The organism is Myxococcus sp. AM011 (assembly GCF_013372595.1).
GTDB lineage: Bacteria > Myxococcota > Myxococcia > Myxococcales > Myxococcaceae > Myxococcus > Myxococcus eversor.
Genome location: NZ_JABXEM010000120.1, coordinates 16,522 through 31,892 on the forward strand (window position 1 = coordinate 16,522; position 15,371 = coordinate 31,892).

Consider the following 15,371-nt stretch of genomic DNA (forward strand, 5'->3'; position numbering starts at 1 on the left):
CCACCTGCCCTCCAACCGGGGGCCTTGAAGGGTCGCCCTCGAAATGCAATGTGGACTAAATCGGTCCAGATTACATATGACGCGCCCGGAGGCCCTGAGGCCCCGTGGGAATGGACCCAGAGAGGAGAAGCGTCCCGCATGCTCCGGATGAGCAAGATGACCGACTACGGCATCGTGCTGATGACCGAGCTGGCTCGCGCGGAGGGTGGCACCCGCACCACTCGCGAGCTGGCGGCACGCACCCGTGTGCCACTGCCCTCGGCCAGCAAGGTGCTCAAGGGCCTGCTTCAGGCGGGGCTGGTGGTGTCCCACCGGGGCGCCAACGGTGGCTATGGCCTGTCGCGCCCCGCCGCCTCGCTCTCCCTGGCGGAGCTGGTGGCCTCGCTGGAGGGGCCCGTCGCGCTCACGGAGTGTGGCGTGCACACCTCTGGAGGCGCGCCCTGTGAGCTGGAGGCCGTGTGCCAGATACGCGGGCACTGGCGGCTCATCAATCACGCCATCCAGGACGCGCTGGGGCGCCTGACGCTGGCGGACCTCATCGCCCCGGCGCCGCGCATGCCCGAGCGACTGGTGGGCCTGAGCACCCCCAGGGCCGCCCCGGCCGCCGCCGCCAACACCTCGATACCTTCCGCCACGACAGGAGTCCGCTCATGACCACCGACACCCTCCAGGAACTGACGCGCCGCCCGTACGCGGCCGGTTTCGTCTCCGCGGTGGAGGCGGACACCTTCCCGCCGGGGCTGAACGAGGACGTCATCCGCGCGCTGTCGGAGAAGAAGGGCGAGCCTCCCTTCCTGCTCGAGTGGCGCCTGAAGTCCTACCGGCACTGGCTCACGCTGCGCGAGCCCACGTGGCAGGCCGTCACCTACAAGTCCATCGACTACCAGGCCATCAGCTACTACTCGGCGCCCAAGTTCAAACCGAAGAAGGACAGCCTCGACGAGGTGGACCCGGAGATTCTCCGCACCTACGAGAAGCTGGGCATCCCCCTGGTGGAGCAGCAGCGGCTGCAGAACGTCGCGGTGGACGCGGTGTTCGACTCGGTGTCCGTGGCCACGACGTTCAAGGACAAGCTGGCCAAGGCGGGCGTCATCTTCTGCTCGTTCTCCGAGGCCGTGCGCGAGCACCCGGAGCTGTTGCGCAAGTACCTGGGCTCGGTGGTGCCGCACTCGGACAACTTCTTCGCGGCGCTCAACTCGGCCGTGTTCAGCGACGGCTCGTTCGTCTACATCCCCAAGGGCGTGAGATGCCCCATGGAGTTGTCCACGTACTTCCGCATCAACGCCGCGGAGACGGGCCAGTTCGAGCGCACCCTCATCGTCGCCGACGAGGGCTCGTACGTGAGCTACCTGGAGGGCTGCACCGCGCCCCAGCGCGACACCAACCAGTTGCACGCGGCCGTGGTGGAGTTGGTGGCGCTCAAGGGGGCCACCATCAAGTACTCCACGGTGCAGAACTGGTACCCGGGTGACGCGGAGGGCAAGGGCGGCATCTACAACTTCGTCACCAAGCGCGGCATCGCCCACGAGCGCGCGAAGATTTCGTGGACGCAGGTGGAGACGGGTTCGGCGATTACGTGGAAGTACCCGAGCGTCATCCTCAAGGGGGATGACTCGGTGGGCGAGTTCTACTCGGTGGCGCTCACCAACAACCTCCAGCAGGCGGACACGGGCACGAAGATGGTGCACCTGGGGAAGAACACCCGCAGCACCATCGTGTCCAAGGGCATCTCCGCGGGTCGGGGGCAGAACACGTACCGCGGGCTGGTGAAGGTGCTGAAGAGCGCGGAGAACGCGCGCAACTACACGCAATGCGACTCGTTGCTCCTCGGAGACAAGTGCGGCGCCCACACGGTGCCGTACATCGAGGTGAAGAACGCGTCGGCGCAGGTGGAGCATGAGGCGTCCACGTCGAAGATTGGCGAGGACCAGCTCTTCTACTGTCGGCAGCGCGGCATCTCTCAAGAGGACGCGGTGTCGATGATTGTGAATGGCTTCTGCCGGCAGGTGTTCAAGGAGCTCCCCATGGAGTTCGCGGTGGAAGCACAGAAGCTGCTCGGAGTGAGTCTGGAAGGGAGCGTGGGGTAGGTATGGCTTTGCTGTCCGTTCGGAATCTGCACGCCCGTGTGGGCGACAAGGACATCCTCAAGGGTATCGACCTGGAGGTGGGCGCCGGAGAGGTGCACGCCATCATGGGGCCCAACGGCTCCGGGAAGAGCACCCTGGCGAGCGTGCTCGCGGGGAGGGATGCCTACGAAGTGACGAAGGGCGAGGTCCTGCTCGACGGGAAGTCGCTCTTGGAGCTGGCTCCCGAGGCGCGCGCCGCCGAAGGCGTGTTCCTCGCGTTCCAGTACCCGGTGGAGATTCCGGGCGTCGGCAACCTGCACTTCCTGCGCACCGCGCTCAACGCGCAGCGCCGGGTGAAGGGGCTGGAGGAGCTGGATGCGATGGACTTCCTCCAGATGGCCAAGGAGAAGTCGAAGCTGGTGCAGCTCGACGCGGCCTTCATGAACCGCTCGGTGAACGAGGGCTTCTCCGGCGGCGAGAAGAAGCGCAACGAAATCTTCCAGATGGCGGTGCTGGAGCCGCGGCTGGCCATCCTCGACGAGACGGACTCGGGCCTGGACATCGACGCCCTGCGCACGGTGGCGGGTGGGGTGAATGGGCTGCGCTCGCCCCAGCGCGCCATGGTGGTGATTACGCACTACCAGCGGCTGTTGGACTACATCGTCCCGGACAAGGTCCACGTCATGGCGAGCGGGCGCATCATCCGCTCCGGTGGGCGCGAGCTGGCGCTGGAGCTGGAGGAGAAAGGCTACGGTTGGCTGGGGCTCCAGGACGGCAAGGGTGCCGCGACGAAGGGCGGGGAGGCACGGCGATGACGCCGGGCGTGACCCGCTATGTGGACGTGGCCTCGCGCTTCCAGGCGCGGGACGCGACGACGCCCGCGTGGCTCCAGCGCGTGCGCCAGGAGGGGCTTGAGCACTTCGCGCGGCTGGGCCTGCCCACGACGCGTGACGAGGCGTGGAAGTACACCAACCTCGCGCCCATCGCGGACGGGGCCTTCGCGCCTGTCGTGACGGCGGGGAGCACGGCGGAGCTGTCGGCGGTGGTGGCGCGGCTCGCGCTGCCCGGTCCTCGATTGGTGTTCGTGGATGGGCGGCTGTCTCAGGAGTTGTCGTCGGTGGCGGGCCTGCCGCGGGGCCTGACGCTGAAGCCGCTGCGCGACGCGCTGGTGGAGGACGGGGCGCTGCTGGAGGCGGAGTTGGGGCAGCGGGCGCTCGCGGCGGAGCATGCCTTCACGGCGCTCAACGCGGCGCTGCTGGAGGACGGGGCCGTGCTGCGCCTGGCGCCTGGGGCGCTGAGCGAGGTGCCCGTACAGCTCATCTTCCTGACCCGGGGCGACGCGCCGGTGCTGGCCAGTCCGCGCATCCTCGTGGTGGCGGGAGAGGGCAGCGAGGCGACGCTGGTGGAGACGTACGCCAGCGCGACGGGCGTCAGTGGCCAGGGCTTCACCAACGCGGTGACGGAGGTGACGCTGGGCGACAACGCCAGCTTGAAGCACTACCGGCTCCAGGCGGAGGGTGACGCCGCGGTGCACGTGGGCGGGCTTCACGTGCGCCAGGGGCGTGACAGCCGCTTCGTGTCTCACAACTTCGCCTTCGGCGGCGTGCTGGCTCGCAACGAGGTGCATGTCACCTTCGCGGGCGAGGGCGGTGACGCCACCCTCAATGGCCTGTACGTGGGGCAGGGGACGCAGCACCTGGACCAGTGGACGGCGCTGGACCACGCGGTGCCCCGCTGCACCAGCCGCGAGCTGTACAAGGGCGTGCTGGATGACCGGGCGCGCGGCACCTTCCACGGACTGGTGAAGGTGCGGCAGGACGCGCAGCGCACGGACTCGCGGCAGCAGAACCGCAACCTGCTCCTGTCGGAGCACGCGCAGGCGGACACCCGGCCGCAGCTCGAAATCCTGGCGGACGACGTGAAGTGCGCGCACGGCGCGGTGGTGGGGCGGCTGGATGCGCAGGCGCTGTTCTATCTGCGCTCGCGAGGCATTCCCCGCGCGGAGGCGGAGCGGTTGCTCACGTATGCCTTCGCTCGGGAGCTGGTGGATGCGGTGCCGGAAGGGCCGGTGCGCGCGAGCGTGGAGGGGCTGCTCGCCCCGAAGCTTCCGGGTGCGCCCCGGACGGAGGTGACGGCATGAGCTCGTTCGACGTGCAGCGCGTCCGTCAGGACTTCCCCCTGCTTCACCAGGAGGTGCGGGGCCGGCCCCTGGTGTACCTGGACAGCGCGGCGACGGCGCAGAAGCCGCAGGCCGTCCTCGACGCCATCGTCCGCTTCTACCAGCACGACAACGCCAACGTGCACCGTGGCGTCCACGTCCTCTCCGAGCGCGCCACCGAGGCGTACGAGGGCGCGCGCGAGACGGTGCGCGGCTTCCTCAACGCGCGGGACGCTCGGGAAATCATCTTCGTGCGCGGCACCACCGAGGCCATCAACCTGGTGGCACAGACGTATGGCCGCAAGCATGTGGGGCCCGGGGATGAAATCCTCATCACCCAGATGGAGCACCACGCGAACATCGTCCCCTGGAAGATGCTCTGCGAGCAAACGGGCGCGACGCTGCGGGTGATTCCGGTGGATGACCGGGGCGAGCTGGTGCTCGACGCGGTGGACGCGCTGCTGACGGAGAAGACGCGCATCCTCGCGGTGACACACGTGTCCAACGCGTTGGGCACGGTGAACCCGGTGAAGGAGCTGACGCGCCGGGCACACGCCAAGGGCATCCCCGTGCTGGTGGACGGGGCGCAGTCGGTGACGCACTTCCCGGTGGATGTGCAGGATCTGGGCTGCGACTTCTATGCGCTGAGCGGGCACAAGCTGTTCGGCCCCACGGGCATTGGAGTGCTGTACGGGCGTCTGGAGCGCCTGGAGCCGATGCCGCCGTATCAGGGTGGCGGCGACATGATTCTCTCCGTGACGATGGAGAAGATTACGTACAACCGCGTGCCGCACCGGTTCGAGGCGGGGACGCCGAACCTGGAGGGCGCGGTGGGGCTGGCCGCGGCCATCCGTTATCTGCAGGCACTGGGGCTGGACGCCATCGCCGAGCATGACCGGGCGCTGATGGCCTACGCCACGCAGGCGCTGGAGTCGGTGCCGGGGCTGCGGCTGGTGGGCACCGCGCGCGAGAAGGCGGGCGTGCTGTCCTTCACACTGGAGGACATCCACCCGCACGACGTGGGGACGATTCTGGACCGCGAGGGCATCTGCATCCGCACGGGCCACCACTGCGCGCAGCCGGTGATGCAGCACTTCAAGCTGCCGGCGACGGCGCGGGCATCCCTGGCGCTCTACAACACGCGCGAGGACGTGGACGCGCTCGTGCGGGGACTGCACAAGGTGAGGGAGGTGTTCCGATGAGCTCGGGCTCGGACGACTTGAAGGACCTCTACCAGGAGGTGGTGCTGGAGCACTCCAAGAGGCCGCGCAACTACCGCGTGGTGGAGGGCGCCAACCACGAGGCGGCGGGGCACAACCCGCTGTGCGGAGACCAGCTCTCCGTGACGATGAAGGTGGACGGAGACGTCATCCGCGACATCGGCTTCCAGGGACAGGGCTGCGCCATCTCCCGCGCGTCGGCTTCGCTCATGACTGGCGTGGTGAAGGACAAGACGCGCGCGGAGGCGGAGGCCCTCTTCGAGAAGGTGCACAAGCTGGTGACGGAGGGGCCCGAGTCGGTGGACGTGGAGTCGCTGGGCAAGCTCGCGGTGCTGTCCGGCGTCAGCGAGTTCCCCGCACGGGTGAAGTGCGCCAGCCTCGCGTGGCACACGATGCGCGCGGCGCTGGAAGGGCGAGATGAAGCGATTTCCACGGAGTAGGGAAGGAGGGAGCGGACGATGCGAGGCGTGACGGCGATGCTGGAGCGGGAGGTTCCCGCGACCATCATTCCCAGTGGTGACAGGGTGGTGCTGCCGGAGGGCGCGGAGCTGCGGGTGATGCAGACCCTGGGCGGCAACATCACGGTGCAGGACCCCTACGGACAGCTCTTCCGCATCGACGAGAAGGACGGCGCGGCGCTGGGCGCGGAGTACGCGCCGCAAGAGAAGGCCGCGGGGGACCCGAGCACCTTCCACGAGGAGCAGGTCTGGGAGCAGCTGCGCACGGTGTATGACCCGGAGATTCCGGTGAACATCGTGGAGCTGGGGCTGGTGTACGCGTGCAAGTCGGAGCCACTGCCGGAAGGTGGCCAGCGCGTGGACATCCAGATGACGCTGACGGCGCCCGGCTGCGGCATGGGCCCGGTGTTGGTGGACGACGTGCGCACCAAGGTCGGCTCGGTGCCCGGCGTGAAGGAAGCCAACGTCGAGCTGGTGTGGGACCCGCCCTGGGACCAGGGCCGGATGACGGACGTCGCGCGGCTCCAGCTCGGCTGGATGTGACGCACGCGGGGCCCCGGGCCTCGGACGCTTCGCGAAGGTTCCGCGAGGCGTCCCGTCCATGGGACTCATGGGTGTGGTGAGCAGGGAAGTCGCTCCCGCTCGAGGTCGCCCCGGGCACGCGGTCGTCGCGAAGTCCTCGCCCGCTGTGCCTGAGGCCGCTCAGCGCGCCGCGAGTCTGCGGACGCCGAAGCTCAGGGCCGCGGTGGCCAGGCTTCCCGCGAGCAGCCGAGGCCAGCGACGCGTGGCTTCCGTCGGCGCATGGTAGCGCGCGGGCGCGGGGTGTTCCTCGGCGTGGCGGATGCGCTCGCGCACCTCCGGCATCTTCTCCTCGAACAGCTCCACCATGGCCCGCTCGAAGACGGGCAGGTCCTGAGGCCCCCGGCTGGAGACCCAGTTGTCGTCGCGCACCATCGCCTCGTCGCGCCACTGCGCGCCGGAGTTCTTCACGTCGTCGCGGATGCCCGGCCACGAGGTGAGGGTGCGGCCCTCGGTGAGCCCCGCGGAGATGAGCAACCAGGGCGCGTGACAGATGATGGCGATGGGCAGGTTGAGCGAGTCCGCGTCGTGGATGAAGTCCTTCGCGAGCGCGCTCTGCCGCAACGTGTCCGGGTTGATGAGGCCGCCAGGCAGGAGCACCGCGTCGAAGTCCGCCGCCTTCACGTCCTTCAGCATCGCGTCCACGCGGACCTTCTTGCCGGGGAGCATGTGGTTCATGCCGCGGATGTGGCCGGGCAGCAGCGACACAATCGTCACCTCCGCGCCCTGGCGCTCCAGCTTCTTGACGGGCCGCGTCAGCTCCACCTGCTCGAAGCCGCTCGTCGCCAACACCGCCACCCGCAACCCCTTCAGCTTCTTCATCGCGCGCTCCTGTCCCTGAACGCTCCCGACTCTGTGCACGGTGCTTCGTCCGTGCACGGGGGATGAGGCGATCAACCAGTCCCTCTGCCCATGTCCCGCCAGTGGTCTGGGGAGCAGGCGAGCTGCCGTCGTTGTGCCTGTCTGGTCGCCGTGCTACCGACCCGACACCCTGGCCGGGACTCGGGGTGTTGATGCCGCACACGCTTCGTCTCCCGGTCGCCGCCGCTGGAGGTCGCCGAATGTTCGCTTCGCTCCCTTCTCTTCCCCGGGGCCTCGTCGCGGGGACCGCGCTGCTGCTCATCCCCATGGGCTGCGCCAGCACGGAGTCCGCGCGCGTCGATGATGCGCGGCTCACGCAGGAAGGCTCCGCCGCGCGCAAGCCCCGCTGGGGGCTGGTCATCCACGGAGGTGCCGGCGTCATCTCCCGGGCGAACCTCTCTCCGGAGCGCGAGGCGGAGGTCCGTGCCGTGCTCCAGCAGGCACTCCAGGCTGGCCACGCGGTGCTGGCCCAGGGCGGCAGCAGCCTGGACGCGGTGACGGCGGCCATCCGCATCCTGGAGGACTCGCCCCACTTCAACGCGGGCAAGGGCGCGGTCTTCAACCATGACGGCATCAACGAGCTGGACGCGGCCATCATGGACGGGACGACGCGCGCGGCGGGCGCGGTGGCTGGCCTGCGCCACGTGAAGAACCCCATCGAGCTGGCGCGCAAGGTGATGGAGAAGTCGCCGCACGTGATGATGATTGGCGAGGGCGCGGAGTCCTTCGCCAAGGCCCAGGGGGTGGAGCTGGTCGACGCGAAGTACTTCTTCACGGAGGAGCGGTGGCAGGGCCTCCAGCGCGCGCTGGAGAAGGAGCGCGCCACGCCCGCGCCGGGACAGCCCTCGTCGTCGCTGACTCCCGGCTACGACCCGGTGACGGGTGACCACAAGTTCGGCACCGTGGGCGCGGTGGCCCTGGACCAGGCCGGCAACCTCGCGGCGGGGACGTCCACCGGAGGCATGACGAACAAGCGCTACGGCCGCGTGGGCGACGCGCCCATCATCGGCGCCGGCACCTACGCGGACCCGCGCTGCGCGGTCTCCGCCACCGGTCATGGTGAGTTCTTCATCCGCTACACGGTGGCGCGCGACATCTGCGCGCGCGTCGAGTACCAGGAGCTCCCGCTGCCCGAAGCCGCCAACGTCGTCGTCAATGACGTGCTGGTGAAGGCCGGAGGCGAGGGCGGTGTCATCGCCATGGACCGGGAGGGCAACGTGGCCATGCCCTTCAACTCCGCGGGCATGTACCGGGGCTACGTGGGTCAGGACGGCCTGCCGCACGTGGCCATCTTCAAGGACCCGGAGTCCCCCACGGGGAAGTAGTCCCTCGTTGTCGGTCCGAGTGGGCGTGTGGCGGAGAGGCGCGCCTGGATTGCAATCGAATTGCTCCTGTAGACTGTGTCCGGGATTGTGCACCGCCGCGCGGTCCCCTTTCAGTCGAAAGGAGCATCCTCATGCTGTCACTTCGCAGGTGCCTGCCGTGGAGTGTCGTCGCCCTTCTCACCCTCTTCGCGGGGGTCTTCTCCGCGCAGCCCGCCCGCGCGGAATCCACGGGAGAGGCTGTCTGTATTGGCGGTGAACAGGACGCGGAGAGTGCGTCGCTCGCCATCTGTCACCAGGCCTTCTGTTCCGAGGTGAGTGACTGCTGGCAGGCGTGTTCGAGTGCGCTGACGGCGGCCTGTGTCGACAACGCCTGCGAATACACCTACCGGACCGGCGGTGGCGGTGGCGGCGGCCCCTTCTGCCACCAGCAATTCTGCTTCGAGGATTCCCAGTGCGTGTGCCGCGATGCCCAGGGCTTCTGCGGCGCGGACAACACCTGCTACTACTGACGCGCTCCGCTTCCTGTGCTCGTTTCCTCCCGGGAGGCCTGCTGCTCGAGGCAGGTCGCCGCTGTCGGTGCGGGTGGGCTCGTGGCGGGGAAACACGCCTGGAGTGAAAGTGGAGGGGCTCCGATAGTCTGCCGCCGGCGCCGCGCACCCCCGCGCGGCTCCGTGTGAGCCGAAAAGGAGCATCCGCATGCTGTCACTTCGCAAGCGCCTGCCGTGGACTGTCGTGGCCCTCCTCGCCCTCTTCGCTGGAGTCTTCTCCGCGCGGCCCGCACGCGCGGAGTCCTCCGAGGAGCCTGTCTGCGTCGGTGCCGAGAAGGAGGCTGACCCCCAGGCGCTCTCCGACTCCGCCTGCTACCAGTCCTTCTGTGTCGACGAGAGTCATTGCTGGGACGCGTGTCCGTCCGCGCAGTCGGTGGCTTGCGTCGGCGGTATCTGCCATTACACGCAGCAGCCCGGTGGCGGCGGAGGCGGCCCCTCCTGCCCCATGAGCTTCTGCTCCGACGACTACCATTGCTCGTGCAAGGAAGCCCAGGGCTACTGCGGCTCCGATAACATCTGTCACTACAACTGAAGCGTTGAGTGTCGGTTGTCGGGTCCGCGACGGAAAAGTCGCGGACCCCCTTTCAGAAAATCCCCAGCACGGTGTCTTGGGGCACATGCGCACTTCTCGATGGCTGTTCCTCGTCTGGGCCCTGCTGGGCTGCTCCGCCGCCGCCTCGGACTCCGAGGGCATTTCCCCCGAAGCTTCCGAGCTGGCGAATCCCGCGTTGTCGGTGACGGTGCTGGGCTCCGGGCAGGCGGAGGCCGGAGGTCAGGTCTGGCAGTACCACCTGCTGCGGCTCCAGGAGGCCGGCAAGGCTCCCGCCTACGCCCAGTGGTTCCCGCCCCGGAACCCGGGCATCTGGCCCACGATGATGCTCACCCGTCCCTATGACGGAATCACGTGGACGGGCGAGGGGGTGGACCAGAAGTGGGCCCTGCGAGGGCCCGGGATTCATCCCGACGACAGCGAGCCCCACCACCACGCGGGCTCGTCCGCCATCGCCTTCTCCATCAGCTCGCCCGAGTTCATCACCGCGGAGTCCTTCTTCTATCTGTTCCACGACTTCGGCGTGCTCAACGTCTTCGGTCGCTTCTACGCGGGGGGCGACATCCAGAATGACCGGGACGACATGCACGCGGGCCTGCGCTTCCTCGCGCAGACCCCTGGCGTGGACCGCTCGCGCATCGGCATCCTGGGAGGTTCATGGGGCGGCTTCGAGGCGCTCTATGCCGCCGCGGATGCTCCGGCGGAGGTCCGGCCCAAGGTGGGCGTGGCGCTCTTCCCGCTGTCCGACTTCGCGCGCCAGTACGACTACCTCACGTCCGTCGTCCCCTCGCGGGTGGCGGACCCGGTGCTGCGCGGCCAGTACACCACCTTCTTCGAGCCCTACCGGCGCCGCATCGACGCCACCACGGGCGGTCCTCCGGGCACGCCGGGCGCGGACTACAGCCGGTGGACGCGCGAGCACCTGGCGCCGAAGCTGACCACGCCGTTCCTCGTCATCCACGAGGACTGGGACACGCTCGTCCCGGTGGAGCAGACGCAGACGCTGGCGTCCCTGGTGGGCCCGCGCATGACACCGCTGTCCCTCTTGCACCTGAACGCGCCGGACTGGAACACGCGCGGGTTGGACCACGGGCTGCTGGTGGGCCAGTACGGCCACTCGGTCAACACGGTGACGCTGGGGCACCTGCTGACGACCCTGGGCGGTCCTTCCCAGGTCCTCTTCGTGCCCTTCGTGCAGGACAACCTGGTGAACTGGTTGTGGGAGGTGCGCGTGCTCCAGTACTACGGCCGGGACATGTCCGCGGTGGCCCCCCTGCTGCGTGAGCTGGCGGACCCGCGCGTGGGACTCTTCGAGCTGACCACGGGCGGAGTCGTGCTCGGCGCGGAGTGGGTGGCCCTGGCGGTGAACGCCCTCTGGGGAACGCAGTACACGGCCGCCAACATCCGCGAGTCGTTGTCCGCCGGCCTGCCTCCCTGAGGGCGCGTGCAATCGGGCTGCTTCTGTATGCTGCATGGCACCCGTGCGCTCTCGCGCCCGGGCCTGCCCGCCGTGAAAGGAGCATTCCCATGACGTTTCTTCGGTTGCCCAGGTCGTGGAGCACCGTGGTCTGTCTTGTCCTCGGGACGTTGGTCCTCGCCGTGAGTCCCGCTCGCGCGGAGTCGAGCAGTGAAGCCGTCTGTGAAGGTGCCCCCCAGCAGGCGGAAGCCGGTGGAGGCTGGTGTTACCAGGCGGACTGCACCTGGGAGGGGGACTGCTGGAATGCGTGTCCCGCCGCTCGGAGCGTGGTCTGCAACAGCGGCAATGTCTGCGAATACGACCTGCCGGGAGGGGGCGGTGGTGGAGGCGGTGGGCCCACGTGCCCGGCGATGGACTGCATCCCGGACCTGCCGTGCGGCTGTGATGGACAGTGGGGTTTCTGCGGCGAGGACTCCAAATGCTACCTCTGAGCCGCTGAGGCTGGCGCGGAGCCGCGAGTCAAGCTCGCGGCCCGCGCCGTGGGAGCGCCTCAGGGGGCCGTGTCGCCTTGCCAGCCATTGACGGCCTGGAAGGTGGCGACGAGGCTGGAGTGGGAGGCGGGTGTCAGGTAGCCGTGGACCCTCGCCCCGCTGTCGGACCAGGAGGTCCACACGTGCCAGACGCTCTGCTCATCGAGCTGCGGGGGCGCGGCGACGTTGAGCGTGTAGTGCTCCCACGACTTGATGACGGTGGGCGTGGTGAAGCGGGTTCCATTGACGTCCAGGCTCAGCCCGGAGGGGGCGGTGGCCAGGGCCACGTCGACGATGCGAGGCAGCACGTCGCGTGACACGGTGGTGGTCCGGCCCCAGGAGTCCCTCGCGGTGAGCAGCACCTCCACGTAGTTCTCCATCACCGCGTCCAAATCTTCGGGCTCGGGCGCGACGAGGAGGAGGTTGTTGCCGGAGGTGGCCGACATCAGCGGATGGGTGTGCTCGTTGTGGTGCAGCACCGCGCGCCAGGTGAGCTGGTTGTCCGGCAGCGTGCCGTCCTCCGCGTCGGTGGCCTGGCCCGTGAGCACCAGGACCTGTCCCACGCGGAAGCGCAGGCTCATCGCCGGGGAGGTGATGGTGACGGTGGGAGCGGTGTTGCCCGCGTCGACGCGAACGGTGGCGGCCTGGACGGAGGTGGCCCCATTCGAGTCCCTCACCCGGAGCGCGGCCATGAAGACGCCGCTCGTGGTGTAGACGTGGCTCGTGGTGGCGGAGGAGGTCTGCACCGCGGGACTTCCGTCTCCGAAGTTCCACAGATAGGTCAGCGCGTCACCATCGGGGTCGCTGCTGGCGCCGCCGTTGAAGGCGACGTTCAGCGGGGTAGCGCCCTGTGTGGGAAACGCGGAGAGGGCCGCCATGGGCAGGCGATTGCGCGTCCCGGTGTAGCTGATGCGGTGGATCTCACCTCCGCCCACATACGTCGTGTAGTAGAGCGACTGGCCGGTGCCCGCGGGGCCGAAGCGCAGCGTCACCGCGGAGCTGTTGCCCAGGCCGGTGGCGAACGCTTCCACCGTCACGGCGCCCCCCGAGCCCTGCGTCAGCTTGAACACCTTGCCGCAGACGTAGTCGCTGAAGAAGTAGGCGTCATCGTCCTCGGGAGCCCAGGCGCCTTCGGGGGCGAACGCGCCACCGGTGATGGAGTCGCAGCCCTGGAAGGGCGAGCCCGAGGGGTTGGTGCCGTGCTTGTAGTCGAAGAGGGGGTTGGTCATCCCCGAGGGAGGAGGCCCGCAGTCGGTGGTGGAGCCGTTGGCGCAGTGCCCCTCGCGCGTATTCCAGCCGTAGTCCGCGCCCAGGACTCCCTCGTTGATCTCCTCCCAGAGGCCCTGGCCCACGTCGTTGATGAGGAAGCTGCTGGTGCCAGGCCTCATGGCGAAGCGGAACGGGTTGCGCAGGCCGGTGGCGAAGATTTCCTGGCAGGGCCCCGTGCCCGGGGGAACGCCCGTGGGGTTGGCGCAGCGGCGGCTTCCGGGGGCCGAGGCCCAGGGGTTTTCCGGAGGGATTTCGCCGTTCTTGCGGATGCGGAGAATCTTCCCCAGCGGCACGTCGAGGCGGCGCGCGGTGGTGTTCTGGCCCGCGCAGCGGCTCGGGTCTCCGAGCTGGCAGCCGCCGTCACCCACGCTGACGTAGAGATACCCGTTCGTACCGAAGTGCAAATCACCGCCGTTGTGGTTGCTCGCCGTGGACGGAAGGTTGTCCAGGAGGATTTTCTCGCTGGCCGGGTCCACCGTGTTCGCGTCCGACAGCGTGAAGCGCGAGACGCGGTTGACGGGCACGTTGGGGATGTTCGACGCGCACGTGTTGAACTTGTTGAACGTGTAATAGAGGAAGACGTGGCGGGTGATGGTGAACACCGGGTCCACCGCGATGCCCAGGAGGCCGCGCTCACCGTTGGAGCACAGCTTGGAGGCGAGGTTCAGCGCCGGGGTCGGCAGCAGGACGCCCCCACTGAAGACGCGAAGCTGTCCCGGCTGGGTGGTGATGAGCAGCCGCCCATCCGGCGTGAAGGCGAGCGCGGTGGGGCGCTCGACGCGCGTCACCAATACCTCGGAATAGGCGGGTGGCAGGGTGATGGCGGCGCTCGTGACTCCGAGGTCGTCCGGTACCTGTGCTGCTTCTTCCGAAGGGGCACAGGCCGTGCTCAGGAGGAGCAGGGGGAACAGTCGCGTGAGTAGACGGGACCATGACGTCATGGGAACTCCTGAAAAATAGGAAGACCCCCTGGCTTTGGCTGTTTGGCTTTCTCCTGGCGAGGATTGTCTTTGGACTTGTGCGCGGGCGGACGGCGCAAGCTCGGGCCCTGGGCGTGTCTGTCCAATGGCGCCCAGGGATGACAGCCTTTCGCCGCGACGACTGTCCTGTGCGCGCGATGGCCGAACGCACCGACGGCGGAGACCCGAGGGGCCCCCGCCGTCGATGACCAGCTCACGCCGCGACTTCAATCAGTGGTGGCGGTCGCCCCGGCCACGGCCCCGGCCATGGTTGCCACCGCCGACGGGCGTCGCGTCATGGGTCCGCGAGCGGTTGCTGGGGCCACTGCGCCAGCGGTCATTGCGCCCCCCTCCAGACGGCTGGCCCTTCCAGCGGTCATCGCGGTGGGAGCCGTTGCGGTAGCCATCGTGGTGGCTGGGGGGCGAGGCGGTGCGGTTGCGCCAGTAGCTGTTGTAGGTCGGCGAGCGCCAGACGCGGTCATTCCGGTAGTAGTGGCCGGAGGTCCGCCACGGGCGGTGGTAGTAGTAGCGGACGGCGGGCGCGCGGTACCACGTGTGGGCGAAGTAGTTGGGGTGGCCCCAGCCCACGGTGACGCGCGCGTGGCGGAAGACGGGGATGGTGACATTCACCGAGCCGCGCGGGGCCCAGCCGCCGCCGACGAAGTGCCACGACAGTCCGCGCTGCACCCAGCGGGGCGAGACGAAGACCAGGTCGGCACGCGGCGGCGCGGCCCAGGTGCCATCCACCCAGTCCCAGTTGTTGCCGGACCAGTACCAGTAGCCGGGCTCCCAGGTGAGGTTGGAGGCGGGCGCGGCCGGGCGGACCTCCTGGCGCGGCGCGGGAGGGGCCTGCTGGGTGGAGAGGGCCTCCGCGGACACGGCGATGGGAATCTCCACCTCCGTCGAGCCCTGGCGCGCCCAGCCACCGGAGACCCAGTACCAGTTGCCCCGGTCCTCTTCCCAATAGCCGTTGACGAACTGGTAGCCCGCCATGGGCGCCACCCAGGTGCCGGGGTTGAAGCGCCACTCACCGCCATCCCAGTACCAGTGTCCGGAGGCCCACACCGCGCCGGCATAGGGCCGCCGCGACGGGCGCTCGGTGGGCAGCGACGGAGGCGGCTGGGGGGCCATGGGCGCCAGCTCCTCGTCGGAGTCCTCGTCGTAGTCGCCGTTTGCGTACTCGCGGCCGTCGTCGGAATAACCCGGGTCCTCCGAGGGCACCGGGGCCGTCTGCGCCTGAACCACCGGGGCCGACAGCAGGGCCACCATCCAGAGCCAGCTTCGAGGACTCATGACGTCTTCTCCTGTTGAAAATGCCATCCCCCTCGCGAGGGACGTCGATGGGCCTTCAGACGCGAGCGGGCCTCCCGTATTCAACCCGGGAGGCCCTCCGAAGTCGCGAGGCGGGGGTGGGACGCCGGGGGGCCAGGC

Annotated in this window: 15 protein-coding genes; 12 read left to right on the forward strand and 3 right to left on the reverse strand. The window is 68.9% G+C overall.

The features are described 5' to 3' along the window. Positions 1 to 138 precede the first annotated feature (138 nt). The 7 genes from HUW62_RS24185 to sufT are packed head-to-tail and all read left to right on the forward strand — an operon-like array spanning position 139 to position 6,445. Positions 139 to 654, forward strand: coding sequence for an SUF system Fe-S cluster assembly regulator (locus tag HUW62_RS24185; RefSeq protein ID WP_163866361.1), 516 nt, complete (start codon positions 139 to 141; stop codon positions 652 to 654). Further along, positions 651 to 2,087: a Fe-S cluster assembly protein SufB gene (gene sufB / locus HUW62_RS24190; protein WP_163866362.1), complete on the forward strand. Its 1,437-nt coding sequence runs from the start codon at positions 651 to 653 to the stop codon at positions 2,085 to 2,087. Before HUW62_RS24185 ends, sufB begins: the two co-directional genes overlap by 4 nt. 2 nt (positions 2,088 to 2,089) lie before the next feature. Beyond that, on the forward strand, positions 2,090 to 2,881 hold the full coding sequence (gene sufC / locus HUW62_RS24195) for a Fe-S cluster assembly ATPase SufC (RefSeq protein WP_163866363.1): 792 nt from the start codon (positions 2,090 to 2,092) through the stop codon (positions 2,879 to 2,881). After that, on the forward strand, positions 2,878 to 4,206 hold the full coding sequence (gene sufD, locus HUW62_RS24200; RefSeq protein WP_176435754.1) for a Fe-S cluster assembly protein SufD: 1,329 nt from the start codon (positions 2,878 to 2,880) through the stop codon (positions 4,204 to 4,206). The genes sufC and sufD overlap by 4 nt, the downstream gene beginning before the upstream one ends. Further along, positions 4,203 to 5,426, forward strand: coding sequence for a cysteine desulfurase (locus tag HUW62_RS24205; RefSeq protein ID WP_176435755.1), 1,224 nt, complete (start codon positions 4,203 to 4,205; stop codon positions 5,424 to 5,426). The genes sufD and HUW62_RS24205 overlap by 4 nt, the downstream gene beginning before the upstream one ends. Next, a complete protein-coding gene (gene sufU / locus HUW62_RS24210) occupies positions 5,423 to 5,884 on the forward strand; it encodes a Fe-S cluster assembly sulfur transfer protein SufU (RefSeq protein ID WP_163866366.1) in 462 nt (153 codons plus the stop codon). The genes HUW62_RS24205 and sufU overlap by 4 nt, the downstream gene beginning before the upstream one ends. Before the next feature lie 18 nt (positions 5,885 to 5,902). Continuing rightward, complete coding sequence (gene sufT, locus HUW62_RS24215) at positions 5,903 to 6,445, forward strand: putative Fe-S cluster assembly protein SufT (RefSeq protein ID WP_163866367.1); 543 nt, start codon at positions 5,903 to 5,905, stop codon at positions 6,443 to 6,445. Positions 6,446 to 6,604: 159 nt separating this feature from the next. Here sufT and HUW62_RS24220 read toward each other — a convergent pair whose 3' ends face one another. Then, entirely contained in the window at positions 6,605 to 7,303 is a 699-nt protein-coding gene (locus HUW62_RS24220) for a type 1 glutamine amidotransferase domain-containing protein (RefSeq protein WP_176435756.1), read from the reverse strand. Between the two features lie 239 nt (positions 7,304 to 7,542). Between HUW62_RS24220 and HUW62_RS24225 the strand changes: the two genes are divergently transcribed. The 5 genes from HUW62_RS24225 (at position 7,543) to HUW62_RS24245 (ending at position 11,673) form a co-directional block, all read left to right on the forward strand. Continuing rightward, positions 7,543 to 8,667 carry an isoaspartyl peptidase/L-asparaginase family protein gene (locus tag HUW62_RS24225; RefSeq protein ID WP_163866369.1) on the forward strand — a complete coding sequence of 375 codons (1,125 nt, stop codon included), beginning with the start codon at positions 7,543 to 7,545 and terminating at the stop codon, positions 8,665 to 8,667. Positions 8,668 to 8,798: 131 nt separating this feature from the next. Continuing rightward, positions 8,799 to 9,176 carry a hypothetical protein gene (locus HUW62_RS24230; RefSeq protein ID WP_163866370.1) on the forward strand — a complete coding sequence of 126 codons (378 nt, stop codon included), beginning with the start codon at positions 8,799 to 8,801 and terminating at the stop codon, positions 9,174 to 9,176. 187 nt (positions 9,177 to 9,363) lie between these two features. Then, positions 9,364 to 9,747, forward strand: coding sequence for a hypothetical protein (locus tag HUW62_RS24235; RefSeq protein ID WP_163866371.1), 384 nt, complete (start codon positions 9,364 to 9,366; stop codon positions 9,745 to 9,747). Positions 9,748 to 9,832: 85 nt separating this feature from the next. Further along, entirely contained in the window at positions 9,833 to 11,203 is a 1,371-nt protein-coding gene (locus HUW62_RS24240; protein WP_176435757.1) for a S9 family peptidase, read from the forward strand. 89 nt (positions 11,204 to 11,292) lie between these two features. Next, positions 11,293 to 11,673, forward strand: a complete 381-nt coding sequence (locus HUW62_RS24245) for a hypothetical protein (protein WP_163866373.1) — start codon at positions 11,293 to 11,295, stop codon at positions 11,671 to 11,673. Positions 11,674 to 11,732: 59 nt separating this feature from the next. Here the strand turns inward: HUW62_RS24245 and HUW62_RS24250 are convergent, their stop codons facing one another. After that, entirely contained in the window at positions 11,733 to 13,922 is a 2,190-nt protein-coding gene (locus HUW62_RS24250; RefSeq protein WP_176435758.1) for a PQQ-dependent sugar dehydrogenase, read from the reverse strand. A 249-nt stretch (positions 13,923 to 14,171) separates the two neighbouring features. Beyond that, a complete protein-coding gene (locus HUW62_RS24255) occupies positions 14,172 to 15,233 on the reverse strand; it encodes a YXWGXW repeat-containing protein (RefSeq protein ID WP_163866375.1) in 1,062 nt (353 codons plus the stop codon). Between the last annotated feature and the right edge of the window lie 138 nt (positions 15,234 to 15,371).